This is a genomic window from Streptomonospora litoralis, from assembly GCF_004323735.1.
Classification (GTDB): domain Bacteria; phylum Actinomycetota; class Actinomycetes; order Streptosporangiales; family Streptosporangiaceae; genus Streptomonospora; species Streptomonospora litoralis.
Genome location: NZ_CP036455.1, coordinates 5476800 through 5501546, shown reverse-complemented (window position 1 = coordinate 5501546; position 24747 = coordinate 5476800). Strand labels below are relative to the sequence as shown.

General features: G+C 72.2%; 19 protein-coding genes. 9 read left to right on the top strand and 10 right to left on the bottom strand.

Translation table 11 applies throughout. From position 1 onward, the window contains the following. Positions 1–69: 69 nt before the first annotated feature. From murA to fbaA, 6 genes are all read right to left on the bottom strand, one after another. Entirely contained in the window at positions 70–1362 is a 1293-nt protein-coding gene (murA, locus tag EKD16_RS23450) for a UDP-N-acetylglucosamine 1-carboxyvinyltransferase (protein ID WP_131101469.1), read from the bottom strand. A gap of 627 nt (positions 1363–1989) precedes the next feature. Beyond that, positions 1990–3297 (bottom strand): adenylosuccinate lyase, encoded by a 1308-nt coding sequence (gene purB / locus EKD16_RS23445; protein ID WP_131101467.1) that lies wholly within the window; start codon positions 3295–3297, stop codon positions 1990–1992. 77 nt (positions 3298–3374) lie between these two features. Next, positions 3375–4628 (bottom strand): phosphoribosylamine--glycine ligase, encoded by a 1254-nt coding sequence (purD, locus tag EKD16_RS23440; RefSeq protein ID WP_131101465.1) that lies wholly within the window; start codon positions 4626–4628, stop codon positions 3375–3377. Between the two features lie 51 nt (positions 4629–4679). Then, positions 4680–5963 carry an adenylosuccinate synthase gene (locus EKD16_RS23435; protein WP_131101463.1) on the bottom strand — a complete coding sequence of 428 codons (1284 nt, stop codon included), beginning with the start codon at positions 5961–5963 and terminating at the stop codon, positions 4680–4682. 216 nt (positions 5964–6179) lie between these two features. Continuing rightward, positions 6180–6596: a DUF3151 domain-containing protein gene (locus EKD16_RS23430; protein WP_131101461.1), complete on the bottom strand. Its 417-nt coding sequence runs from the start codon at positions 6594–6596 to the stop codon at positions 6180–6182. Positions 6597–6741: 145 nt separating this feature from the next. Continuing rightward, a complete protein-coding gene (gene fbaA, locus EKD16_RS23425; protein ID WP_131101458.1) occupies positions 6742–7764 on the bottom strand; it encodes a class II fructose-bisphosphate aldolase in 1023 nt (340 codons plus the stop codon). A gap of 320 nt (positions 7765–8084) precedes the next feature. On the opposite strand from fbaA, the gene EKD16_RS23420 reads away from it, so the two are divergent. Then, positions 8085–8510, top strand: a complete 426-nt coding sequence (locus EKD16_RS23420) for a RodZ domain-containing protein (RefSeq protein WP_341351859.1) — start codon at positions 8085–8087, stop codon at positions 8508–8510. Positions 8511–8569: 59 nt separating this feature from the next. Here EKD16_RS23420 and pyrE read toward each other — a convergent pair whose 3' ends face one another. Further along, positions 8570–9103 carry an orotate phosphoribosyltransferase gene (gene pyrE / locus EKD16_RS23415; RefSeq protein ID WP_131101456.1) on the bottom strand — a complete coding sequence of 178 codons (534 nt, stop codon included), beginning with the start codon at positions 9101–9103 and terminating at the stop codon, positions 8570–8572. Between the two features lie 106 nt (positions 9104–9209). Between pyrE and cutA the strand changes: the two genes are divergently transcribed. Together cutA and EKD16_RS23405 are read left to right on the top strand one after the other, a co-directional pair. Further along, entirely contained in the window at positions 9210–9551 is a 342-nt protein-coding gene (gene cutA / locus EKD16_RS23410) for a divalent-cation tolerance protein CutA (RefSeq protein ID WP_131101454.1), read from the top strand. Between the two features lie 203 nt (positions 9552–9754). Continuing rightward, positions 9755–10177: a hypothetical protein gene (locus EKD16_RS23405; RefSeq protein ID WP_131101452.1), complete on the top strand. Its 423-nt coding sequence runs from the start codon at positions 9755–9757 to the stop codon at positions 10175–10177. Positions 10178–11717: 1540 nt separating this feature from the next. Here EKD16_RS23405 and EKD16_RS23400 read toward each other — a convergent pair. Next, complete coding sequence (locus EKD16_RS23400; RefSeq protein WP_207391625.1) at positions 11718–12482, bottom strand: hypothetical protein; 765 nt, start codon at positions 12480–12482, stop codon at positions 11718–11720. Positions 12483–12726: 244 nt separating this feature from the next. Between EKD16_RS23400 and EKD16_RS25890 the strand changes: the two genes are divergently transcribed. The 3 genes from EKD16_RS25890 to EKD16_RS23385 all read left to right on the top strand — a co-directional run bounded on the left by EKD16_RS25890 (position 12727) and on the right by EKD16_RS23385 (position 17013). Then, positions 12727–14601 carry a sigma-70 family RNA polymerase sigma factor gene (locus tag EKD16_RS25890; protein WP_207391386.1) on the top strand — a complete coding sequence of 625 codons (1875 nt, stop codon included), beginning with the start codon at positions 12727–12729 and terminating at the stop codon, positions 14599–14601. Then, on the top strand, positions 14577–16349 hold the full coding sequence (locus EKD16_RS23390) for an NYN domain-containing protein (RefSeq protein WP_131101451.1): 1773 nt from the start codon (positions 14577–14579) through the stop codon (positions 16347–16349). Before EKD16_RS25890 ends, EKD16_RS23390 begins: the two co-directional genes overlap by 25 nt. Positions 16350–16428: 79 nt before the next feature. Then, positions 16429–17013: a hypothetical protein gene (locus EKD16_RS23385; protein ID WP_207391385.1), complete on the top strand. Its 585-nt coding sequence runs from the start codon at positions 16429–16431 to the stop codon at positions 17011–17013. A gap of 63 nt (positions 17014–17076) precedes the next feature. Here EKD16_RS23385 and EKD16_RS23380 read toward each other — a convergent pair whose 3' ends face one another. Further along, entirely contained in the window at positions 17077–17727 is a 651-nt protein-coding gene (locus EKD16_RS23380) for an HAD family hydrolase (RefSeq protein WP_131101449.1), read from the bottom strand. Positions 17728–18112: 385 nt separating this feature from the next. Here EKD16_RS23380 and putP point away from each other — a divergent pair, with 385 nt between their 5' ends. The 3 genes from putP to EKD16_RS23365 all read left to right on the top strand — a co-directional run bounded on the left by putP (position 18113) and on the right by EKD16_RS23365 (position 23004). Next, entirely contained in the window at positions 18113–19666 is a 1554-nt protein-coding gene (gene putP, locus EKD16_RS23375) for a sodium/proline symporter PutP (protein ID WP_131101447.1), read from the top strand. A 304-nt stretch (positions 19667–19970) separates the two neighbouring features. Then, positions 19971–20543 (top strand): putative glycolipid-binding domain-containing protein, encoded by a 573-nt coding sequence (locus EKD16_RS23370; RefSeq protein ID WP_131101445.1) that lies wholly within the window; start codon positions 19971–19973, stop codon positions 20541–20543. A 1915-nt stretch (positions 20544–22458) separates the two neighbouring features. Beyond that, the gene (locus tag EKD16_RS23365) at positions 22459–23004 is read left to right on the top strand and encodes an ATP-binding protein (RefSeq protein ID WP_131101443.1); all 546 of its coding nucleotides are present in this window, start codon (positions 22459–22461) and stop codon (positions 23002–23004) included. 75 nt (positions 23005–23079) lie between these two features. Here the strand turns inward: EKD16_RS23365 and EKD16_RS23360 are convergent, their stop codons facing one another. Continuing rightward, positions 23080–24633, bottom strand: a complete 1554-nt coding sequence (locus EKD16_RS23360) for a BCCT family transporter (RefSeq protein ID WP_131101440.1) — start codon at positions 24631–24633, stop codon at positions 23080–23082. Between the last annotated feature and the right edge of the window lie 114 nt (positions 24634–24747).

Genomic DNA, 24747 nt, shown 5'->3' with positions numbered 1-24747 from the left:
AGAACGCTGAAAGGCCGGGGTGGGAGGCGGTGCTCCCACCCCGGCTCGAACTGGGAATTCAGTCTGTAATCAGGCGTTTTCGCGCACGACGTCCGCGCCCAGCGCGAGCAGGCGCTTCTCGAACTGCGCGTGCCCGCGGTCGACCAGGTAGCCAGGTGCCACCTCGGTCTCGCCTTCGGCGACGAGTGCGGCGAGCACCAGCGCGGCTCCGGTGCGCAGGTCGTGGGCGACGACCGGGGTGCCGCGCAGGGCGGTGTGGCCGTGGACGATGGCCCGGGTGCCGTCGACCTCGATCTTCGCGCCCATCTTGATCAGCTCGTCGGCCAGCGCGAAGCGGCCGTCGTAGATGGCCTCGTGCAGGTAGCTCTCGCCCTCGGCCATGGTTGCCAGCGCCATCAGCGGCGACTGCAGGTCGGTGGCGAAACCCGGGTAGGGCGAGGTCACGGCGTTGATCGGGCGCAGCGGGGACCCGGCGTCGCGCCGCACGTGCAGCACGGCGCCCTGCTGGGCGAACTCCACGCCCATCTGCTCCAGCTTCCACCGGGCGACGCCCAGGTGCTCCAGGTGCGCCCCGACGAGGCTGACCTCGCCGCCGGTGGCCGCCGCCATCATCGCGAACACGCCGGAGTCGATGCGGTCGGACATGATGGTGTGCTCGACCGCCGTGAGCTCATCGACGCCCTCGACGGTGATGAAGCCGGTGCCGCCGCCGCGGATCTTCGCGCCCATGCGGGTCAGGAACTCGATGACGTCGAGCACCTCGGGCTCCAGCGCCGCGTGCTCGATGACCGTGGTGCCCGGAGCCAGGACCGCGGCCATGATGAGGTTCTCGGTGCCGGTGTGCGAGGGGGTGTCCAGGTAGAGGTGGCCGCCGCGGAGGTTGTCCGCCTTGATGTTGATGTGGTTGCGGGCGTCGTCCTCGGTGACCTCGGCGCCGAGGCGGGCGAAGCCGCGGTAGTGGAAGTCGAGTTTCCGGCTGCCGAGATTGCAGCCGCCGACGCCCTCGATCCGAGCCTGCCTCATGCGGTGCATGAGCGCGGGGACGAACAGCACCGAGCCGCGGAAGCGCGAGGCGATGTCGGCCGGCAGGACGGCGCGCTCGGGATCGTTGAGCCGGGAGGCGTCGATCACCACCGTGCGCTCGGCCTCGTGGAACTCCACTTTGGCCCCGATGTGCTCGGCGAGTTCCAGGGCGCGCTTCACGTCCTCGATTATCGGGACGTTGCGCAGCACCGTGCGTCCCTTGGCCGCGAGCAGGGCGGCGCCGATCATCGGCAGCACGGCGTTCTTCGCGCCCTGGATGAACGCCGTCCCGTTGAGGGGGCGGCCGCCACGGACGCGGTAACGAACCTCCTGGCCCATGCTCTGTGCTCCTTCGTGAGGCAGTTTAGGTGTAGGTGTCGGGCTTGGTTCTCGTCGGACGTTCTGTGCGTTCTCAGACGCGGATAGCAGGCGGAGTGTTCCGACGAGGCGGGCTCAACCTGGTAGCCATCGCAGGGTGTCCGAAATCGGGTTCATGGCGCGCAAGTGGCACTACGGGTCGTGTGCCCGCTGAGGCCACCATCATGCCGATCGCGGCGATGCGGGCGTTTCGCCAGGTCGCCGTGCCGGTTTCGGAGATGGCGGATTGTTGAGGCGCCCTTTGCGGGGTGCTGGGCTTCCAGGGGGCCGGGCAAAGGACGGGTACCACTGTATGTCCTGCGCGTGGCGTTCGCCGACAAGGTGGGCGGGATCACCTGCCGATCCGCTGCGGATCGCGGCGGGCCGCGCCCGCGCCGCGGCTGTGACCGGCGCCGACGCGGGCCCGGCGGCGGTCGCTTCGCGCCGTCCGCCGGGGAGTGTGCGACGTGCCGCATCCGCGCACCCCGGGCGTGTCACGCCGACCGGGCGGCCACGGCGGGTCAAGGCGGCGCGAACAAAAAGTTGCGCCGCTGAGCGGGGACGGGCGGACCGGGCGGGCAGGAGCCGCCGAGCCCGGCCCGCCCGGTCTCAGCTCAGCTTCGCCAGGCGGTCGAAGACGGGATCGAGCCGCCGCACGAACCGCTCGGGACGGCACACTTCGTCCAGGCGTCCCTCGTCGAGCGCGACGCCGCGCTGCGCGGCCTCCTCACGCAGCGTCTCGCGGAACGGCGTGCCCGAGTCCCAGGTGCGCATCGCGGCGGCCTGTACGAGCGCGTACACGTCCTCGCGCGAGGCCCCGGTCTCGATCAGCTCCGAGACAACGGTGGAGGAGTAGATCAGGCCGTGGGTGGAGTCGAGGTTGGCGCGCATCCGGTCCGTATCCACCACCAGGCCGGTCACCAGCCGCGTGGTCAGATGCAGCAGGTAATCCGTGCCGACGGCGGCGTCGGGCAGCGAGATCCGCTCGGTGGACGAGTGGGAGATGTCGCGCTCGTGCCACAGCGGGATGCCCTCCATCACCGGCACGATCTGGGCCCGCACGTTGCGCGCCATGCCGCAGATGCGCTCCGAGAGGATGGGGTTCTTCTTGTGCGGCATCGCGCTGGAGCCCTTCTGCCCCTTGCCGAAGGGCTCCCACAGCTCGCGCACCTCCGTGCGCTGGCCGTGGCGCACCTCCAGGGCGATCGCCTCGCACACGGTGGCCGTGATCGCCAGGCACGAGACCCACTCGGATATGCCGTCGCGCAGCACCACCTGCGTCGATACCTCAGCCGGGCGCAGCCCCATGTGCTCGGCGACGTAGGACTCCACGCGCGGGTCGATGTTGGAGTAGGTGCCCACCGGCCCGGAGATCGCCATCACCCCCACGGCCTCGCGGGCGCGGCGCAGCCGGTCGCGCGAGCGGGCCAGCCCGAACGCGAAGTCGGCGACGCGGTGGCCCCACACGTCGGGCTCGCCGTGGATGCCGTGCGTGCGGCCGACGCGCAGCGTGCCCCGGTGCTCCAGGGCGTGGTCGCGCAGCGCGGCCACCAGGGTGTCGGCCTTGGCCAGCAGGATGTCGGTGGCCTCGACCAGCTGCGCGGCCAGAGCGGTGTCCAGCAGATCCGAGGAGGTCATCCCGAAGTGCACCCAGGCCGCCGCCTCGCGCGGCTCGGTGTTGTCGGCCCACGCGGTCAAGAACGCGATGACGTCGTGCTGGGTGACGGCCTCGATCTCGGCGACCCGCTCCGCGGTGGGCGGCGGCGCGGCGCGTACCGGATCGACCGCGTCGGCGGGCACCGTGCCGTCGGCGGCGTGGGCCTGTAGCACCAGGGTCTCGACCCGGCACCAGAGTTCGTACTTGTGGGCGTCGGAGAAGACCCGGCCCATCTCCGGAAGGGTATAGCGCTCGATCACCCGCCCATCTTCGCAGGTGTCGGGGAACGGGCGCCTCCGCGGTCCACAGGCGCCCGCCTCCGGAGCGCGGGGGTCGGTCAGTCGGCCTCGGCCGCCGCCCGCTCGGCGATGTCGGTGCGGTGGAAGGAGCCGCGCAGTTCGATGCGTCCCACGGCCTGGTAGGCGCGCTCGCGGGCGCGCGCGAGCGTGTCGCCGGTACCCACGACGTCGAGCACCCGGCCGCCCGCGGAGACGAGGTCGCGCGCTCCGCTCCAGGCGGTGCCGGCGTGCAGCACGTAGGCGCCGTCCAGCGCGGAGGCGGCGCCGATGCCGCCGACGACGTCGCCCTTGGCAGGTTCGCCCGGGTAGTTCTCGGCGGCGACCACGACCGTCACCGCCGCCCCGCCGCGCCACTCCAGCTTGGCGTTGGCGCCCATGCCGCCGGTGTCGGCCGCTTGCAGCAGACCGCCGATGGGTGTGGCCAGCCGGTCCAGCAGCACCTGGCATTCCGGGTCGCCGAAGCGCGCGTTGAACTCGACCACGCGCGGGCCCTGCGAGGTCAGCGCCAGACCCACGTACAGCAGCCCCTGGTAGCGGATTCCGCGCCGGGCCATCTCGGTGAGGGTGGGGCGCACCACCGACTCCATGACCTCGTCGACCATCCCGGCCGGGGCCCACGCGAGCGGGGTGTAGGCGCCCATGCCGCCGGTGTTGGGCCCGCGGTCGCCGTCGTAGGCGCGCTTGAAGTCCTGGGCCGGCAGCATCGGCAGCGCATGGATGCCGTCGCTCATCACGAACAGCGACACCTCGGGGCCGTCCAGGTACTCCTCGACGACGACCCGGCCGCATTCGCGCGCGTGGCGCTCGGCCTCGCCGCGGTCCTCGGTGACCACGACCCCCTTGCCGGCCGCCAGCCCGTCGTCCTTGACCACGTACGGCGGTCCCAGCGCGTCGAGAGCCTCGGCGGCCTGCCCGGGTGAGCGGCACAGCCGGGAGCGGGCGGTGGGTACGCCGGCCGCCTCCATGACCTCCTTGGCGAAGCCCTTCGAGCCCTCCAGGCGGGCGGCCTGCTGGTCGGGGCCGAAGACGGGGATACCGCGGTCGCGCAGAGCGTCGGCGACGCCGGCCACCAGCGGCGCCTCGGGGCCGATCACCACGAGCTCGGCGCCGATGCGCGAGGCGAGCTCGGTCACCGCGAGGCCGTCGACGGGGTTGATCACGTGGTTGTCGGCGTGCTCGGAGGTGCCGGGGTTGCCCGGCGCGCAGTGCAGGTCGGTCACCCCGGGGTCGAGGGACAGCGCGCGGACCAGGGCATGCTCGCGGCCACCGCCGCCGAGGACCAGGGCTTTCACTTCAGGCGACCCTTTGTTTGTCGTGGGGAGGACAGGGGACTTTCGCGGTGGTCAGACCAGGGAGCGCAGTTCGAGGGTCTGGTCGCGCCCGGGTCCGACCCCGATCGCCGAGATCGGGGCTCCGGCCATCTCCTCAAGGGTACGCACGTAGGCCTGGGCGGTCTTGGGAAGCTCCTCGAAGCTGCGGGCGTGGGAGATGTCCTCGTTCCAGCCGTCAAGGTACTCGTAGACGGGCACGGCGTGGTGGAACTCCGTCTGCGTCATCGGGATCTCGTCGTAGCGGGTGCCGTTGGCCTGGTAGCCGACGCACACCGGGATGCGCTCCAGTCCCGAGAGCACGTCGAGCTTGGTCAGGAAGAAGTCGGTGATGCCGTTGACGCGGGTGGAGTAGCGGGCGATGGGCGCGTCGAACCAACCGCAGCGCCGGTTGCGGCCCGTGGTGACGCCGTACTCGCCGCCCTTCTGGCGCAGCCAGTCCCCCCACTCGTCGTGCAGCTCGGTGGGGAAGGGGCCCGAACCCACGCGGGTGGTGTAGGCCTTCACGATGCCCACGACCTTGGTGATGCGTGTCGGGCCGAGCCCCGCGCCCGCGCAGGCGCCGCCCGCGGTGGGCGAGGAGGAGGTCACGAACGGGTAGGTGCCGTGGTCGATGTCCAGCAGGGTGCCCTGTGAGCCCTCCAGGTAGACGGTCTTGCCGGCGTCCAGCGCGCGGTTCAGCTCCAACGAGGTGTCGGCGACGAAGGGGCGCAACTCCTCGGCGTAGCCCGTGTACTCGTCGAAGACCTGCTCGACGTCCAACCCGCGCCGGTTGAAGACCTTGGTCAGCACCTGGTTCTTGTCGTGCAGCGCGAGTTCGAGCTTCTGCCGCAGGATCTTGGCGTCGAACATGTCCTGCACGCGGATGCCGGTGCGGGAGATCTTGTCGGCGTAGGTGGGGCCGATGCCGCGTCCGGTGGTGCCGATGCGGCCCTTGCCCAGGAAGCGCTCGGTCACCTTGTCCAACGCCCGGTGATAGGGCATGATCATGTGGGCGTTGGCCGAGACGAGCAGCCGCTCGGTGCTCACACCTCGCTCGCGCAGGCCGCGCAGCTCCTCGAACAGCACCGCCGGGTCGATCACCACCCCGTTGGCGATAACCGGCACCACGTCGGGGGAGAGGATGCCGGAGGGCAGCAGGTGCAGCGCGTACTTCTGGTCGCCGATCACCACGGTGTGCCCGGCGTTGTTGCCGCCCTGGTAGCGCACCACGTAGTCGACGCGGTTGCCGACCAGGTCGGTGGCCTTCCCCTTGCCCTCGTCTCCCCACTGGGCTCCAACGAGCGTGATCGCCGGCATCCGGGTCTACCTCTTCATTCGTTCGATCCGACCGTGGATGGTCGCGGTGCGCCGCACATGAGCAAGCCCCTGGCGCAAGCAAGCGACAGGGGCCCTTGCGCATTGAGCGTACACGACGCGGTTGCGGGCGTTAAGCGGACGATTCCCCGCCGGTGCCGCTGAGCTGCGGTGTTGCAGCGCGGCTGGTCCGGCGGGGTACCGGCCCCGCGTGAAGCCTCAGGCGTTCAGCTCCTCGGCCGCCGTCGGGCTGCTGTCGCGCAGGAACGTCGAGCAGCGCTCCGCCTCGTCGGTCTCGCCGATGGCGGCGGCCGCGGTGGCGAGCATGTGCAGGCAGCGCAGGAAGCCGCGGTTGGGCGCGTGCTCCCAGGGGACGGGCCCGTGTCCCTTCCAGCCGGAGCGGCGCAGCTGGTCCAGGCCGCGGTGGTAGCCGGTGCGCGCGTAGGCGTAGGCGGCGACGGCGTCGCCGGATGCGAAGGCGCGCTCGGCCAGCGCGGCCCACGCCGCCGAATGGGCGGGGAAGCGGGCGGCGGCCTCGGCCGGGTCGCCGGCCTCGGCCAGCGCCCCGTCGGCCTGGGGGGCCTCGGGCAGGTGGGTGGCGGGCGGTTCGCCGAGCAGGTTCTGATGCGGATCCATGCCCCCATCCTGCCAGCGGCGCGCCCGCGCCACCGGGGGGTGCCGGGGCGTGCCCGGCCGCCGCGTCCGCCCAAGGATGTTCGGCGACCGGGCACGCGCAGGCCCCCGGTTCGTGGGGAACCGGGGACCGGCATGGCGTGCGGGACTACTTGATCTTGTTGCCCGCGCACTTCAGCTGGCGGCAGCCCTCGACCACGCGCGCGGCCATGCCGGCCTCGGCCGCCTTGCCGTAGGCGCGCGGGTCGTAGGCCTTCTTGTTGCCGACGTCGCCGTCGATCTTCAGCACACCGTCGTAGTTGCTGAACATGTGGTCGGCGATGGGCCGGGTGAAGGCGTACTGGGTGTCGGTGTCGATGTTCATCTTCACGACGCCGTAGTCGATGGCCGCGTGGATCTCCTCCAGCGTGGACCCCGAACCGCCGTGGAAGACGAAGTCGAACGGCTTGGTCTTGCCGTGCTTCTCGGCCACCGCCTCCTGGGCCTCCTTGAGGACCTCGGGGCGCAGCTTGACGTGGCCCGGCTTGTAGACGCCGTGCACGTTGCCGAAGGTCAGCGCGGTCATGTAGTAGCCCTTGTCGCCGGTGCCGAGCACCTCGGCGGTGCGCAGCGCGTCACCCGGCGTGGTGTAGAGCTTCTCGTTGATCTCGCCGACGACGCCGTCCTCTTCGCCGCCGACGACGCCGACCTCGATCTCCAGGATGGTGCGGGCGGCGTTGGAGGCGGCGAGCAGCTCTTCCGCGATCTGCAGGTTCTCCTCCAGCTCCACGGCCGAACCGTCCCACATGTGCGACTGGAAGAGCGGCTGCTGCCCCTTGGCGACGCGCTCGGAGGACTCGCGCAGCAGAGGGCGCACGAAGCCGTCGAGCTTGTCCTTGGGGCAGTGGTCGGTGTGCAGGGCGATGTTGACCGAGTACTTCTCGGCGACGACCTTGGCGTACTCGGCGAAGGCGATCGAACCGGTGACCATGTCCTTGACGGTCGCACCGGAGAGGAACTCCGCGCCGCCGGTGGAGACCTGGATGATGCCGTCGCTCTCGGCCTCCGCGAAACCGCGCAGCGCGGCGTGGAGGGTCTGGCTGGAGGTCACGTTGATGGCCGGGTAGGCGAAGCCCTGGGACTTCGCGCGGTCCAGCATCTCCGTGTAGACCTCTGGGGTAGCGATAGGCATGGTGATGACTCCCTGGTTGGCCTGGAGTGTCTTGCGGCGGTCCCGCCGGTCTCCGCGGAACCGCTTCTCTTATGCGGAAATACCCATTGGGGTGCCCGAGCAAGTATCGCGAAGTCCGCGGCGGAACGAAAGGTCTAGACCAAATCGGGGGAGCGGTGCCCCCGCACCGCGGGCCGGATGCGCCCGGGCGGGCGCGGTCTGTCGCCCGACGTCACTCCTTGTGCTTTTACCAGGCCGAAACGGCCGGAAGGGCCGGGTTCGGTCAGGTATGTGGGCTCCTACCGTCGAATGTCGCCCGTGATACACGCTACATTCGCATCGTGGGACGACATCGCAACGATCCGCGGGGCATCGGCCAGATGCTGGCCATCGGCGGAGTGATCGTGCTCTTCATCACCCTGGTGGTCCTCGGCGGCTACTTCCTCTACAGGTCGCTGCCCTCCGACGGGGCGGCCGCCGTACCCGAGAACGCCGGTACCTCCGCGGACCAGCAGGCCGACGACGTGCGGACGGGCACCCTCTACATCCGGGTGATCGGGGACGCGAGCGACGTGGTCGTCCGGGTGCCCGGCGGAGACGTGCTGGCGGACACCACCCTCAGGACCGACGAGTACGTCAGCTTCGACGAGTCCCAGACGCTCAACGTCACGATCGGCAGCCCGGGAGAGGTCGAGGTCTACGTCCACGGAGACCGCCAGGACGTCTCCGGTGAGAACCCCGGATACAGCTTCACCGTCGAGCCCTGACCCCCCTGCCGCGGGGCCCCGCGGCCCCTGGCCGCCCGTACTCCGTTCCCGTCGCGCGGTCAGATCCGCAGTTCCTCCGGCTGGAACACCGCGCGGTAGTCCAGGCCTTCCGCGGCCACCTGCTCCCCGGCTCCGCGGTCCAGGATGACGGCGACCCCCGCCACCTCCGCGCCGGCCTCGCGCAGCGCCGCCACCGCGGTCATCACCGAACCACCCGTCGTCGAGGTGTCCTCCACCGCCAGCACCCGGCGCCCGGCCACGTCCGGCCCCTCGATCCGCCGCTGCAGACCGTGCGCCTTGCCCTCCTTGCGCACCACGAACGCGTCCATCCGACGGCCCTGTGCGGCCGCGGAGTGCAGCACGGCCGCCGCCACCGGGTCCGCGCCCAGGGTCAGCCCGCCCACCGCCTCGTAGTCCAGATCCGCGGTGGCCTCCAGCACCGCCCGGCCCACCAGCGGCGCGGCGGCGCCGTCCAGGGTCACCCGCCGCAGGTCCACGTAGTAGTCGGCCTCCCGGCCCGAGGAGAGGGTCACCCGGCCGCGGACGACGGCCTTATCGTTGATGTGTCGAAGGAGTTCGTCGCGGTCGCTCATGATCACCGAGCCTAGAGCGCTCCGGCCACCGCTCGGAGCGTGCGGGCCGTGCGGAACCGACGCGGCGGAGGCGGTGTGCCGAGCAGCAGATCGGAGTTGGGCCGAGATGGCCGATGAGCGCGACGACGCGGGCGCGCACGTGCGCGTCGAGACCACCAGCGACACCCGCGAGTCCGCCGACGACCTCGCGCGCTCGGTCGTCGACCGGCGCCTGGTCGCCTGCGCCCAGGTCGAGGCGGCCGTCACCAGCTACTACCGCTGGGAGGGCGAGATCTGTGCCGACCAGGAGTGGCGGGTGGTGATGAAGACCGCCCGCGACCGCCTCGGCGACCTGGTCGAGCACCTGCGGTCCGTGCACTCCTACGACGTGCCCGAGATCATCGCCGTGCCCGTCGACGGCGGAAACCCCGCCTACCTCGACTGGCTCGTCGAGGAGACCCGGCCCTGATCCCGCGGCAGCCCGGCCTGGTCCTGCTGCACAGCCCTCTGCAAGAGCCGGGGGAATACGCCGGTCTGCGCGACGAACTGCGCAGCCGCGGCACGCAAACGGACCTGGCCGAGATCACCGACGACGACGGCCCGCCGTACGCGGCGCGCTACATCGCCCGCGCCGCGCTGGAGATACGCCGCCACGACCCGCCCGATCCCGTCGTGCTGGCCGCTTGGGGCGCGGCCGGGCCGCTACTGCCCCAGATCGGCGCCGCCCGGCGGGCGGCGCACCGGCCGGTGGCCGGGTACCTGCTGGTGGACTCGCTGCTGCCCCAGCCGGGTTCACGCACCCGCGAGGACCTGCGCGCCGCTCAACTCGGCGACGAAGCGGCGGAGCGCGACGCGGCACCGCCCGCACGTGAGAGCCCCCCGGAGTTCTACACCGAGCAGTTGCCCATGGCCGCGGACTGGCCGGACGCCCCCTGCGGCTACCTGAACACCGGCGCCGGACCGGCGGCGTGCGCGCGCCTGGCACGGATGCGCGGCTGGCCCGTGCTCGACCGCTCGGAGGCAGCCCCCCGCACCGGCGGTGCGGGAGCCGCCGCGCTGGCGGACGACCTGCTGGAGCTGGTCGGCATGCTGTGAGCGCAGGCGAAGCGGAACCACCAGCCTGCGGAAACACCAGCCTGCGGGCCACCGCGTCCACGGCGGGCGGCCGTCTCGCGGCGGGGGCGGGGGTGGCGACGAGGGCGGATGGATGGGCCCGTGCCCCGTGCCCATCGGTTCGGGTGCTCGCCGGTGGCGGTTGCGGCGGGGGCGGCGGCTCGGGTTTGCTGGGCGGCCTTGTTGGGCTGCCGTGGTGGGGGTGGTCTTCGGGAAAAGCGGCGGCGAGGTCGGCGGTGGGCGGGGCCTGCGGTGATCGGGTCAGGTGCTCGCCGGTGGCGGCGGCTCGGGTTGGCTGGGCGGCCTTGTTGGTCTGCCGGGGTGCGGGTGGTCTTCGGGAAAAGCGGCGGCGAGGTCGGCGGTGGGTCGGGCCTGTGGTTGTCGGTTCGGGTGCCCGCGGGTGGCGCGCGCGACGGGGGCGGCGGAGGGCGGCCTTCGGCCGCCGCAGGCCGGTCGGTGCATCGAACACGTGGTTTTTGCCAAACTCCGGGGCCGCTGTCTGGTTAAAACCCTGCGTTGGGCGGCACCGGTCCCGCCGAGTCTGTCTATCGTGAACTTATGGTCGCCGGAAAGCGCATTCCGCGGCCATAAGTTCACGATCATCGCCGGATGAACCGGCATACCGGACATACCGGCGCCGGTTCGCCGGCTGGGTGTCGCCGTGGTCCGACCCGGCCCGAACCGGCAGAGGCCGCACGGCGGGGCGCGGTTGCGGGTGCTCGCACGGCGCGGTGGCGACGCCGAGGCGGATACCGTCGCACATGCGTGCATCTCGTGGCCGCGACCCGGCTCCATGACCGCCGCCGACCGCCCGGCGTCGACAATCGGGCGGCCCTCGGGGCTTGACTACCCGCGGCCGGGGCCGGTGACCGCCGCCCCGACCACCGCAGGCCCGGCCCCGCCGGCGCCGCTGCCCCGCCGGCCGCCGTCACCGGCGAGCACCCGGCCCGTTGGGCGCAGGCGCCATCCCCGCGGTGCCCTCGCCGCCTCGCCGACTGCCGTCACCGGCGGGCACCCGGCCTGTTGGGCACGGGCCCAGCCCTTCGCTGTCCTCGCCGCCCCTCGTCGGCCGCCGCCACCGGCGGGCACCCGGTCCGGTGGGCGCGGGCCCGGCCATCCGCCGCCGTCGCCGCCGCCGTTCCTCGTGCGGTCGCCCGTTACCCGGTAGACCAACAAGGCCGCTCAGCGGACCCGAGCCGTCCGGATGCCTCCCCCGCTGCATCCCCCGCCTGATGCGCGTTCCGGAGCAGTCGCGGCGCCTCATGAGAAGGCGGAGGCGCGCCCGCCTCCCCATGCGGACGCGCCTCCCGGGGCGCCGTAGCGCCCGTGCCACCGGCCGGTGCCTGCGGCCGCCCACTCGGGGCCAGAAGGCCGCGCCTGGCCGGTGGTTGCGCCGGAGCAGGGCTCCGGCGGCCGGTCGAGCGCGCCCGCCCCTCAACGGGCTCCGCCGACCGGCGAGCCGCCTGCACCGGGCCCAGCCCCCTCTGCTGGGCGCCACGGTGCGGGCGGCGTCGCAAAGCCTCTACTCGCCGGACATCGGCGCCCTCCCCGGGTCGTCGATAAGGGCCAGCGCCTCGGCGCAGCTCGACGGCAGCGCCCGGCTCCGCACGCAGGCGCCGTGTTCGGCGCACACGTCGTCCTCCAGCCGCCGCAGCCGCTCCTGCAGATTCGTGGCGGCGGGCGCCAGCACTGCCAGTCGGCTGCGGCTCAGCAGCGCCAGTGTCTCGCCGCGGGAGAAGAACCGGCCCAGCTCGTGGCCGAGGACGATGAGCCGGGCGGTGCGCCGCCACGGGTCCAGGCCCGCGGGCAGCGCGACGACGACGAACCGATGGCCGAGCGCGCCACCGTGCGGGCCGCCCGGACCGCCGCCGCGGTACAGCTCGGTGAGCCGGGTGCGCAGGTAGGCCGCCGTGGTCAGGCCGGTCAGCGGGTCGCGGCAGTCCTCGCGGCAGCGGCCGCCGTCAACCCACCCTTCGGCCAAAGCCGTCACCAGTTCGATCGGAGGCTGCGGGCGGCCCAGCGCGTCGCACAGCGCCGCGAGGTCGTCCAGCGCCTCGCCGACGGGCATGCCGGCGCGGGCCCGCGCCTGGCCGAGCCGCCCACACGCCTCGGCCAGGCCGCTTCCGCGCACGGCAGCGGTGCACACGGCGTCGACCGCCGGACTCCACCAGTCCTCCTGCAGCCCGCCGCGCCGCCCGCGGCTGCGTCGGCCCCACGTCTCCCGCAGCCGGCGTTGCGCAGCAACGCTGTCTGCGAGCTCGGAGCCGCCGGTGTCGCGTCCCCACATGTCCACTCGGCTCCCGTCGTCGGCGGTGTCCGGCGCCGCGGCGCCTCCACCCTTATTCACGGACTCCGGTGGCGGTCATGACGCGAGTACGGGAACATTTTTCTGCGGGCGGTGTCCCGCCCCTGCTGCGGCACGATCCGGCCGCCGAGCGGCACCGGCTGCGGGGACACCGAACCGGCCGCGGCCCCCGTCACGCAGTAGGCCCCGGCACGCAGGCGTACTCGCCCCATCGGAAAGGCGGCGCATGACCGAACCCCATGTCGACTACGAAGAGCGACTCGTCGGTGACAACGAGCTGCTCGCGCGGGTCCGCGAAGGCGACAGCGGAGCATTCGCCGAGCTCTACACCCGCCACGCCGGCTCGGCCCGCGGGCTGGCCCGCCAGCTGGTCCGCAGCGAGAGCGAGGTGGACGACGCCGTCGCCGAGACGTTCGCGCGCGTGCTCGGGGTGCTAGGCCGCGGCGGCGGTCCCGTGGACGGTTTCCGTCCCTATCTGCTGACCGCGCTGCGCCACGTCGTCTACGACCGGTACCGCGGCGAGAAGCGTCAGGTCGTCACCGACGACATGGAGAGTTTCGACTCCGGCGAACCCTTCGTCGACCCGGCCTTGGCCGGCCTGGAGCGCTCGCTCATCGCGCGCGCCTACCTCTCTCTGCCCGAGCGCTGGCAGGCGGTGCTCTGGTACACCGAGATCGAAGGGGCCAAGCCCGCCGAGGCGGCGCCCGGCCTGGGGATGAATCCCAACAGCGTGGCGGCGCTGGCCTACCGGGCTCGCGAGGGACTTCGCCAGGCGTATCTGCAGATGCACCTGGCCGACGGCGCGGCGGAGTCCTGCCGTCCGGCTGTGAGCAGGCTCGGCGCCTACATCCGCGGCGGTCTGGCCAAGCGCGACACCGCGGCCGTCGACCGCCACCTCGACCAGTGCGGCGACTGCCGCGAGGTCTGCGCCGAGCTGACGGACGTCAACGCCGGGCTGCGCGGGATCGTGCTCCCGCTGGTCGCGGGTCCGGCCGCGGCGGCCTACCTCGCAGCGGCCGGGGCCGTGCCGTTCGGCATCGGCGGCTGGTGGCAGCGGCTGCCCAAGCGCGGCCAGCAGGCCGCGGCGGGCGGCACCGCGGCTGCGGCGGTCGCGGCGGCCGTCGCGTTCGCGCTGGTGAGCAACGAGACACCGGCACCGCCGCGGCCGGAGGCGCCTCCGGCGGCTGCCGCCCAGCCCGCCCAGCCCCCTCCTCCCGCCGCCCCCGAACAGCCGCCCTCCGAGCCGGAACCGCCCGCTCCCGCCGCTCCGCCTGCCGTCGAACGGGCGGCATCAGCACCGGCCCCGGAGCCGGAGCCGCGCTCAGACGAGCCCGCACCCGAGGCACCCCCGCCGCCCGAGCGGCAGTCGGCCTCGCCGTCTGAGCCACCGCCGTCGCCCCGCCCTCCGGAGCCGCCCACTGAACCGCCGCCTGAACCGCGGCCCGAACCCGAGGTGGAGATCAGCGTCGGTCCGCAAGGCGTGTCGGTGCGGGGACCGAGCACAGACGTCCGGGTCGGCGCCGGCGGGGTGTCGGTGCGGGACGCGGACGGTGGTGTCCAGGTCGGCCACGGCGGCGTCTCGGTGCGGGGACCGGGCGCAGACGTTCAGGTCGGCGCCGGCGGGGTGTCGGTGCCCCTCCCGAGCGAGGCCGGGGGCGCCGGCGCGTCCCCGCAACCGACGCCCGAGCTAGCGACTGATGCGCCCGGCGGCGGCGCCGCGGCCGCGGAAGTCCGCTCGCGGCCGGGTTCCGCGCCGCCCTCCCGCGGCCGCCGGCGCCGCCGTATCCGTTCGTCCGCGGGCGGCCCGGTCCGAGCCCGCGGCCGCCGCGCACACGCCGCGTCTGCGCGTCCCTCCGCGGCCCTGCCGGGGCCCGCCCGGCGGTTCGGCGCAGCGCTTGTGGCCTGGCGCGATTCGTATTCGCCGAGCGACCGCGGGTGGCGAGGCGGCATACAAACCCCGGCAGACTTGGTTAGGCTGTGGCGCGTCCTGTCTACAGGCCCAGTGCCGAACACCGGCAGGACCCGGTGCGTGATTCTCGCCCCGGGCTACGAACCAACGGGAAGGGGCGGTGTCGCGTGGATCGCTGCGCGCTATTCGTAGACGCCGGCTACCTCCTCGCCGACGGTGCGATGGCAGTGCACGGAACCCGCAACCGCGATTCCGTGTCATGGGACTACGCCGGTCTCGTGCAACTCCTCAACGAAGTGGCGCGTGACCGCACACGACTCCCGCTGTTGCGCTGCTACTGGTACGAGGCGACCTCCGACGGCCGCCGCACCCAGGAGCAGGACGGAATCGCGGACATTCCCGGCATCAAGTTCAGAGCCGCGCGCATTCGTCCCGGCAGACGGGAGGGTGTCGAGAGTTATGTCCAGCGGGACCTGACCACCCTGGCGCGCACTGGCGTGCTCTGCGAGGCGGTGCTCGTCAGCGGCGACGAGGACATGGCTCAGGTCGTGTCCGACGTCCAGGACCTCGGTGTCCGCGTGACCGTCGTGCACATCTCGGTCGAGGGGAACTGGACCATCTCGCGGGCCCTGCGCCGCGAGTGCGACGACCTGATCGAGATCGGGGCGGGCCACCTGCGCCCGCATGTCACCCTGCTGTCGGGGGTGGGCGACGAAGACGCGGTCGAGACCACCACGCCGTTGAGCAACGGCCGCTCGCACAGCGCGCCGGAGATGCCGCGAAGGCCGGTTGCCGCCAACCCCGCGCCGGGCCGCGTCGAACCGGCGGCCGCCCCCTCGGGCGGCTACGAGCCGGTCTTCGCCAACACCGGCGGGCAGTCGGCGATGAGCGGCAGCGCGATGGACCAGTTGCGCGCGATGCAGCAGAGCATCGCCCAGCAGCGGGGCGGCGACGCACTGGCCCCGCAGGGCGGCGGCGACCCGCAGCGCGGATCGCCGTCCGGCCCCATCGACGCCAACGGCTTCCCCTCCGGCGGGCAGACTCCTCCGCCCGTCAGCGGCACCGGTGCCCACACCGGGATGTCCGGAGCCCAGCCGCCGGCCGAGCCCGGCTACGGCATGACGGGCAACACCGGGCCGCACCCGGGCATGCGCGGTGTGCAGAACCCCTACGGCCAGCAGCAGGGCCCCCAGGCGGCTCCGCAGCCCCAGCCGGGCCACCACACCGGCGGCCACCCCGCGCAGGGTCCCCCGAGTGGCGGTTATCCGGCGCAGGGTCCCCCGAGTGGCGGTTATCCGGCGCAGGGCCACCCCAGCGGCGGGTACCCCGCGCCCGGGCACCACACCGGTGGCCATCCGGCACAGGGCCACCCCGCGGGCGGACACCCGGCGCCGGGCGGGCACCAGTACGAGCGCGAGAACCCACCATCCCGGAACACGCCACCTCCCGGACCGGACCCCCGGTACGGGACGAATACCGGCGAGAACCCGGGGTTCGGAGGTAATACCGGGCCAAACCCTACTTTTGGGGCCAGTACGGAAGATGACTCCCCCTTCGGGAGTCACGGCGGAGGCCGGTCAGGTTCCGCCGTTGGTACTGGCCCCCAGCCCGAACACCGCCTACAGCACGGTCCCTACACAGATCCCACCCCCAGCGTGGGACCTCACGGTGCCGCCGGTGCAGTGCCGGCGGGCACCGTCGACGACGCGGTGCATGTCGCGCGCCGAGAGGGGAACGATTTCGCCGAGTCGATCGCCCGCGACGCCCCCGCGCTGTGGATGGAGGCGGTTCTGGTGCGCCGCCCGCGCATGCCCTCCGACCTGGAGGCACGCCTTCTACAGGGGTCGGCGCTGCCGATCGACTACCTGCTCCGCGACGAGGTCCGCGAGGCCCTGCGGCAGGGTTTCTGGGGCGCGTTGGAACGCGCGGCCAGAGGGTGAGCGGAGCATGCGGCCGGAGGGAGAGGGGCGCAGGCGCCTACCGCGGAGCGACGATGTTGGGGAGTGAGGGAGGGTGGCAGTGACCCGCGTGACGACGGCCGATCTCGACCGGCTGGAATTCCGTGCCGTCCAGTCCGGCGACCATGTCGCCGTCGCCGTGGAACTCCTCGGCCTGGCCAACGCCGTCGACGCCGACAGCGAGATCTCTCGCGCGGAGATCTTCGTACGCGCCGGCGAGCAGTGGGAGATGGCCCAGGAGTTCGAGCGGGCGTCGGCCGCCTACCAGCGCGCCATCGACGACGGCGGCGTCACCATCGTCGACGCCCGCGCACTGCAGGCCGGAGCCCTGCTGGAGCTGGATCTGATCGACGCGGCCTACGGCCGGCTGGAGCGCCTGCGCGCCGAGGGCCCGCGCAACCTGCCGACGTTCATCCACATCGCCGAGACCCTCCAGGCCCACGGCGACCTGCGGGGCGCGCACACCTGGGCCACCCTCGGCATCGAGTGCTTCCGCCACCAGGACGTCTCGCCCTACGTGCACGACCTGCTCCTGGAGCTACTGCGCGCCCGATTCCGCATCCGCATGGATCTGGGTCTGGGCGAGGACGAGTTCGACCGCCTGCTCGACGACTGGAACCAGCACGGCCACCCGAACGGACCCTGACGCCCCGCCCGTAAGGCCCGATACAGCGGGTGCGCTGCTCGTCGGGCGCCGGAACGGGTCAGCTCACCCCGCCTCGTCGGCGAGCAGCGCACGGCCGCGCTCGTAGGCCGCCATCAGGCTGGGGCCGCGGTACTCCGCCCGTGCGATCCCGGCCAGGTGGTGGTCGGCGTTGACCGCCACGCTGTGGTCGAGGTGGCGGAACAGCGGTGCGTCCGACATCGAGTCGCCGTAGGCCACGCACTTCCGCAGCGCGATGCCGGCGTGCTCGCGGGCGTCTTCGACGATGCGCACCTTGTCCTCGGGTACCAGGACGGCGGCGGGGTCGAGCGAATGCGCCGGGAAGGGGAGTGAGGGGAACCGGGAGGCGACGACGTCGTCGAAGCCGAAGTCGAGCAGCCGCCGGGCGAAGAAGTCCGCGGACATGGTGACGACGAGCGAGAGCTCCCCGCGGGCGCGGATGTCGGCGCAGACCTCGGCGATCTCCTCCAGGAAGGGGCACGCGGCGAACGCCCGGTCGATGTGCTCCTCGGTCAGCTCCGTCCACAGGGCGTGCAGCGTCGCGGAGAACGTCTTCGTGTCGATCTCGCCGACGCTGAACGCCCGCTCCAAATCCAGTAGTTCCGCCTCGGTCCCGCAGGTGCGGGCGATCTCCACCGCCGCGCTGGTGCCGTTGATGAGGGTGCCGTCCATGTCGAAGACGTGTAGGAGGCTCATGCCACCGGTCCTACCACCGGCGGCCCTGCGGCGTCGCGGGATTTTCCTGCGCCCGGCGAGCGTCCCGGCGCTTTCGCGGCCGCCGGTCGAACGGTGGGGCCGGTCGTCGCTTACCAGGTGAGCAGGCCGCAGGGCAGGGTGGCCGGGAGCTTCGACGGTCCGCCGGGCTTCCGGGCGGCGCCTCGGTCGGTGCCGGGCTCGACTATGTCCGATCCGACAAGCAGCGGTGACCCGGGTGCGGCGATCGGACAAGTGTCGCGGCCGAACAACTCGGCGAGGTATCGAAGGCGGCCTCACTTGTGTATCGGACATTGCCCCGGGGCTGGGGCGGGCGTCAGTATCCATGCATCGCACGACGACCGACCAGCTCGGAAAGGGGAGCCGATTGGATACGTCGACACTGGCGTCGATCGCCACCTTCGCCGCTTACTTCATCGTCATGATCGCGATCGGTATCGGCGTATACAACCGCACGAAGTCGCTATCGGACTTCGTCCTGGGCGGCCGGAGGCTGAACAGCTGGGTGGCCGCGCTCAGTGCCAACGCCAGTGACTTCAGCGCGTGGCTGCTGCTGGGCCTGCCCGGCGCGATCTACCTCTCCGGTCTGGGCGAAGCGTGGATCGCCGTCGGCCTTGGCATCGGATTCGCGGCGAGCTGGTGGCTGGTCGCCGGGCGGCTGCGGGTCTACACCGAGCGGGTCACCGACGCCCGCAGCGGGGGCGACTCCGACTCGCTGACGCTCTCCTCCTACCTGGAGAACCGCTTCGCCGACCGCAGCGGCGTGCTGCGCCTGGTGTCGGCGGTGCTGATCCTGCTGTTCTACCTGTTCTACGTGGCCTCCGGTCTGGTCGCCATGGGCGGGCTGTTCAACCAGGTGTTCGGCATGCCCAGCTCCGCCGCCATCCTCGTCGGGGTCTCCATCGTGGTCCTCTACACCTTCCTCGGCGGCTTCCTCGCAGTGAGCCTGACCGACGTCCTGCAGGCCGCGATGATGTGGATCGCGCTGCTCATCGTTCCGGTCGTGGGCATCCTCGCCATCAACGCCGACCCCGACCGCAACGCCGCCGGCCTCTCCGACATCCTGGGCGGCGTCGAGGGCAGCGTGGGCGACGCGCTCGCGCCGATGGTCGTCATCTCCGGCCTGGCCTGGGGTATCGGCTACCTCGGCCAGCCGCACATCCTCGCCCGGTTCATGGGCATCCGCTCGGCCACCGACGTGCGGCAGGCCGGCGCCATCAGCGTCACCTGGGCCATCACCGCGATGGTCATGGCGGTGGTGCTCGGATTCACCGGCGCCGTCTACTTCCAGTCCCCCCTCGACAACCCCGAGCAGGTCTTCGCCCAGCTGATCCAGGCGGTGCTCAGCCCGTGGGTGGCCGGACTGCTGCTGGCGGCGATCCTCGCCGCGGTGATGAGCACCGCGGACTCCCAGCTGCTGGTGGGCGCCTCCGCCATCACCGAGGACGGCTACCGCGCGTTCGTCAAGCGCGACGCCTCGGCGACGTCGCTGGTGTGGATCAGCCGCGGCGCCGTCATCGCGATCGCGGTGGTGGCCGCCTGGATCGCGCTGTCGGGCAACAACACCATCATGGGTCTGGTCGGCTACGCCTGGGCCGGTTTCGGCGCTGGGTTCGGCCCGGTAATCCTGCTGTCCCTCTACTGGCGCAACATGAACCGGGCCGCCGCGCTCGCCGGCATGGTCGGCGGCGGCGCGACCGCCGTCCTCTGGGACATCCTGGACAACACCGGTATCAGCCTCGGCCCGATCGCCGTCGGGCCGTTGGAGACCGGCCTCTACGCGATGGTGCCGGCGGTCGCGGTCAGCCTGCTGGGCATCGTCGTCTTCCGGTTCGCGGGCCGCGCGACGCTGCAGATGCATGACGACTTCGACCGCGTGGAGCGCGAGTTCACCGGTTCGCCGGGCGTGCTGAAACGCTGACCCGCCCGCGCCGCGCGGAAGGCGGCCGCACGCGCCCGGACGGTGCGTGCGGCCGCCTTCGCTTCAGCACTGCGTCCGCTGAGTCCATTGCGTCCGCTGCGGGCGGTGTGGGTGAATCGTTGTAGAGTCCCGAGCCGGCTACGGGAAACCGCCGTGCCCCGGGGGCCTCGATGCACTTGTCCGTGCTGACGTCGGCCCGCGTGCACGGATCCCGGCGCCGGGCGGGCTGTGTACCGCGCGGCGGTCGCCCGATGATCACACGCAGCCTCTGGCGTGTAACCGGACGTACCGGTAAAACGGTTCCATGTCCTCCTCGCCCGCGGATCCCATCGCCTGGTCGCGGATCGACGTCTCGGCCGGACTGGGGGTGGGCGCCCTGCTCGCCGAGCCGGGCGGGGTCCGCCTGGAGGCGAGCGAGACGGTCGCCGACGCCCGCGGCCGCTTCTCCAGCCGCACCACCGTCCGCGCCGATCTCGCCTGGGCCAGCATCCAGGCGCGGGTGGAGGTGCTCGCCGCCGCGGGGTCGAGCGCGGTCGCACTGGACCGGGAAGCCGGCGGCTGGCTGGTCGGCGGCCTGCGCCTGCCCGAGCTGGACGGCTGTCTGGACGTGGAGGTCGCCGCCACTCCGCTGACCAACACCCTGCCGATCCGCCGGCTCGGGCTGAGGACGGGGGAGTACCGCGACATTTCCGTGGTGCGCGTCGATGTGCCGAGCCTGCGCGTGCAGCGGGCGAGTCGGCGTTACACCCGCATGTGCGCGGCGGACGGCCGGGAGCGCTACGAGTACAGCGGCTGCCCGGACGGGCCCTACGTGCTCACGGTGGACCGTGACGGCCTGGTGGTCGACTACGAGGGCCTGGCGGTGCGGGTGCACTGAGGACACCACCGACGCGGGCACAGGGCGGCCGGGGTGGCTTAGGCCGTGTTCAAGAACGCCGGTCTGCTGTGCGGCCTTGTTGGGGCCTTGTTGGTCTACCGGGCGACGGGTGGACTTGACTGAGAAGCGGCGGCGAGGAGGGCGGATGGCCGGGCCCGCGCCCAACGGGCCGGGTGCCCGCCGGTGGCGCGTGCGACGGGGCGGGTCGGGTCCGCTGGGCGGCCTTGTTGGTCTGCCGGGCGACGGGTGGACTTGACTGAAAAGCGGCGGCGACGGTGGCGGATGGCTGGGCCTGCGGTTGACGGGTCGGGTGCTCGCCGGTGGCGCGCGCGACGGGGCGGCGAGGATGGTGGGTGGTGGCGCCTGTGCCCATCGGTTCGGGTGCCCGCCGGTGGCGGCGACTCTGGCGGGGCCGGGCACGGCGTGGTCGGGGCGGCGGTCACCGGCCCCGGCGGCGGGTGGTCAAGCCCCGGGGGTCGCCGCCCGGTTGTCGGCGGGCCCCGGCGCGGGGCGGTCGGCGGCGGTCATGGAGCCGGGTCGGGGGCACGAGATGCACGTATGTGCGGCGGTATCGGCCTCGGCGCCACCCCGAGGCGCCACCCGCGCACCGCCATTCCGCGATACGGAAACAAACGGGGTGTTTTGCCCACCAATGCCCGAGTTGCCGGTGGGTCCGCGGCCGCGCCGCCGCGGCGGTGGCGCACGAGGCGCACCGAATGGCGCGAAAACAGCCCCGGGGGTCAACTTTTCGTGCGTCTCGTGACCACGGCGCCCGCCGAGGCCGCCCGCAAAACGGGCATAGGCCCCCAAAAGTCCACCCCATCGGGCGGTGGAGCTCCCGGCGGCGACGCCCGGGCACCACGAGCGACGTGTCGTCGCCCCCGGCCCCCGAGTCGGCGCACCACCGGGCCGTGCGGGCACCCGCAACCGCGCCACACCGCGCGGCCTGCGGCCGGTGCGGGCCCGGCCGGAACACGGCGGCGGTGCCTGTCCACCCGCGCCCGCTATGTCCGACGTGCCGGAGCCGGCCGCGGAGGTCGTGGCGATCGTGGCCGAATTCCCAAGAAACGCCGCTGGATCTCGTCATACGGGCACGATCGCCGCGCCGCCCTGCGACATAACGGGCCCGCGAGCGCCTCCCGGCTCCCCGGCGTCCTCGCCGCCCTTCGTCGGCCGCCGTCACCGGCGGGCACCCGACCCGATGGGCACGAGCCCGGCCCTCCACCGCCCTCGGCGCCGCTCCGCTTTTCAGTCAAGACCACCCGCACCCCGGCAGACCAACAAGGCCGCCCAGCAGACCGGGGCCGCCCTCCGCCGACCACCGCCACCGGCGGGCACCCGACCCGATGGGCACGAGCCCGGCCCTCCACCGCCCTCGGCGCCGCTTTTCCAGTGAAGACCACCCACCGCCCGGCAGACCAACAAGGCCGCCCAGCGGTCCCGACCCGCCGCCCCCGCCGCCCGCCGCCACCGGCGAGCACCCGACCCGATGGGCGCGGGCCCGGCCATCCGCCGACCCCGCCGGGTGGTGGGCGGCCCTGTCGAGTTTCCGTTACGGAAAACGGCGAAAGGATTGCATGTCCGACATCAGGTAAATCTTGCTGTCATGGTCTGCCGTATGGGAGCGCTCCCGCGTACACTGGAAGGTGTCCGGAAGACGATTGACGCCAATCTCGACGAAGATCGTTAACCGATGCAATTCTGTATACAATCGGGGGAGAAGGTTGTCGAAGGGCCGCTGTTGCGGCAGAATTCGGCGATGGATGGTGGTTCCTCTGGGGCGGGTGCGGCCGGTTCGCAGCCGTGGTGGGAGCGGGTGGAGACCTGTTGCCGGCGCGGCGGTCGCGGTGTCCTGATCGCACGTGGTGCGGCTACCCGGCCCGGGGATCGACAGGCACTAAGGCGGTGGCCCGACATGGCCCAGTGCGACGGAGTGGACGACGACGTCGGAATCTACACGCTGCAGGCGTTCCGTACTTTCCCCGGCACGCCTGACGAATGCCGTGAAGCCCGGCTGTGGGCGCGAGTGCATATGCGCCCCTTTCCCGATGTCGCCGACGCTGTCGAACTCGTCGTGAGTGAGTTCTTCGGCAACGCCATCCGCCACAGCGCATCCGGCGAGTCCGGCGGAATGGTCTTCGTGAGCCTCGTGGGCCTGGTCTCCGGGGCACTGCACCTGGAGGTGCACGACGACGGCCCCCGCACCGACGCGCCGCGCACCGCGGCGCGCGTGGTCACCCCCGACCTTGAGCGGCCGGACGGACGCGGGCTTTTCCTGGCCGCGGCCCTGACCAAGGAGTGGGGACGGCTGCCCGGTAAGGGCGGTCCCGGCTACGCCGAGCGCGGCTACACCAGCATCTTCGACGCCGTCTGCGAGCAGGACGACGGCGAGTACTGCGGTCCCATGGTGACCTGGGCCGACTTCACTACCGCGGTGCGGGAGCACCGCTGGTCGGCCTGACACCGGCCGTGGCGGCGCACCGCCACCGCCGCGCACGCCGCCTACGCGCGCCCACCCGCCGGCGGCCGTGCTTCCTCACGTGGTGATCTCCGGGCTCCGCGGCTGACGGCAGTCGGCCGTCAGCGCGCGCACCAGCGCGACCATCATCAAAAAGCCGAATACGAAGAACGGCAGCCCCACTACGATGATCACTTCGGTGAGGGCGTCCAGCCCGCTCTGCCCGGTGGCCGCCAGCAGGGTAGCCGCCACCACGCCTTCGGTCACGGCCCAGAACACGCGCTGGCGCACCGGCCCGGCCTCCTCGGTGCCCGAGCAGAGCATGTCGACCACAAGCGACGCCGAGTCCGACGACGTCGTGAAGAAGATCGCCACGATCACCACGGCGAGGCCGGAGATCAGCGTGGTGAGCGGGTAGTTCTCCAGGAACGCGAAGAGGGCGCCGGGGATGTCGTTCTGCTCGACCACCGCCCGCACCAGTCCGCCGGGGCCGTTCAGTTGGATGTTCATGGCCGACAGCCCGAAGACGCTGAACCAGATGATGGTGAAGGCCGTGGGCAAGCCGAGGACACCCAGGATGAACTGCCGGATGGTGCGTCCCTTGGAGATGCGGGCGATGAAGATGCCCACGAACGGCGACCAGGTGATGGTCCAGGCCCAGTAGAACACGGTCCAGTTGCCCTGCCAGCCGGTGTGGCCGAAGGTGTCGTTCCAGAAGGACAGCGGGACCAGCCAACTGGCGTAGGTGCCGACGCTCTCGATGATGCCCCGGACCAGGAACAGCGGCGACCCGGTGAACATGATGAACAGCAGCAGGCCGATGGCCATGACGATGTTGATGTTGGACAGCCGGCGCACACCCCGGTCGAGGCCCAGGGCCACCGAGGTCACCGCGACGGCGGTGATGACGGCGATGATCACCACCTGGGCGGTCTTCGACTCGGTAATGCCGAAGAGGGCGGACAGGCCGCTGTTGATCTGCAGCGTGCCCAGGCCGAGCGAGACGGCGACGCCGAACAGCGTGCCCATGACCGCGGTGATGTCGATGATCCTGCCGATGGGACCGTTGATGCGGTCGCCGAGGAACGGTTGGAAGATCGAGCTGACCCGCACGGGCAGCCCGCGCTTGTAGATGAAGTAGGCGAACGCCAGTGCCGGCAGGCAGAAGATGGTCCAGGTGTGCAGTCCGAAGTGGTACAGCGTGTAGCCCATGGCCTGCTCTGCCGCCTGGACCGACTGCGGCTCGACGTCGCCCTGCGGCGGGTTCGCGAAGTGGCTGATGGGCTCGGCCACGCCCCAGAACATCAGGATCGTGCCGATGCCGGCGGCGAACAGCATGGCGAACCACGACATGGTGCCGTACTCGGGGCGCTCGTCCTGGCCGCCCAGCCGCACACGCCCGTACCGGGTGCACGCCAGGCCGAGCAGGAAGATGAGGAACGTCGTCACGCCCAGGATGTAGAACCAGCCGAGATTGACGAGAATCCAGGCCGATGCGGCACCGAAAAGGGCGTCGATGGTGTCGGTGAAGAGGATCGAGGCGGCGACGAAGAGCACGGTCAAACCCGCCGACACCGAAAAGATGACCGGGTTGGTGACGAGCCCGAGCCTGCGGCTTAGTTGCTGCACCATCGGATTGTCCTTTCAACGGGCCGCCGGTGGGCGCCGCCCCGTCTGTGCCGCACGGCCGGGGCGAACGGAGGGATCGCGCTGGACTCCGCCGGCCTGTTTCAGCCTGCTCGCACC

Excerpts from the sequence above, each read along its gene's own strand:
- murA (WP_131101469.1), bottom strand. The coding sequence starts at position 1,362 with ATGGGCCAGGAGGTTCGTTACCGCGTCCGTGGCGGCCGCCCCCTCAAC.
- EKD16_RS23435 (WP_131101463.1), bottom strand. The coding sequence starts at position 5,963 with ATGCCGGCGATCACGCTCGTTGGAGCCCAGTGGGGAGACGAGGGCAAG.
- EKD16_RS23430 (WP_131101461.1), bottom strand. The coding sequence starts at position 6,596 with ATGGATCCGCATCAGAACCTGCTCGGCGAACCGCCCGCCACCCACCTG.
- fbaA (WP_131101458.1), bottom strand. The coding sequence starts at position 7,764 with ATGCCTATCGCTACCCCAGAGGTCTACACGGAGATGCTGGACCGCGCG.
- pyrE (WP_131101456.1), bottom strand. The coding sequence starts at position 9,103 with ATGAGCGACCGCGACGAACTCCTTCGACACATCAACGATAAGGCCGTC.
- cutA (WP_131101454.1), top strand. The coding sequence starts at position 9,210 with ATGGCCGATGAGCGCGACGACGCGGGCGCGCACGTGCGCGTCGAGACC.
- EKD16_RS23400 (WP_207391625.1), bottom strand. The coding sequence starts at position 12,482 with ATGTGGGGACGCGACACCGGCGGCTCCGAGCTCGCAGACAGCGTTGCT.
- EKD16_RS25890 (WP_207391386.1), top strand. The coding sequence starts at position 12,727 with ATGACCGAACCCCATGTCGACTACGAAGAGCGACTCGTCGGTGACAAC.
- EKD16_RS23380 (WP_131101449.1), bottom strand. The coding sequence starts at position 17,727 with ATGAGCCTCCTACACGTCTTCGACATGGACGGCACCCTCATCAACGGC.
- EKD16_RS23370 (WP_131101445.1), top strand. The coding sequence starts at position 19,971 with ATGTCCTCCTCGCCCGCGGATCCCATCGCCTGGTCGCGGATCGACGTC.
- EKD16_RS23365 (WP_131101443.1), top strand. The coding sequence starts at position 22,459 with ATGGCCCAGTGCGACGGAGTGGACGACGACGTCGGAATCTACACGCTG.
- EKD16_RS23360 (WP_131101440.1), bottom strand. The coding sequence starts at position 24,633 with ATGGTGCAGCAACTAAGCCGCAGGCTCGGGCTCGTCACCAACCCGGTC.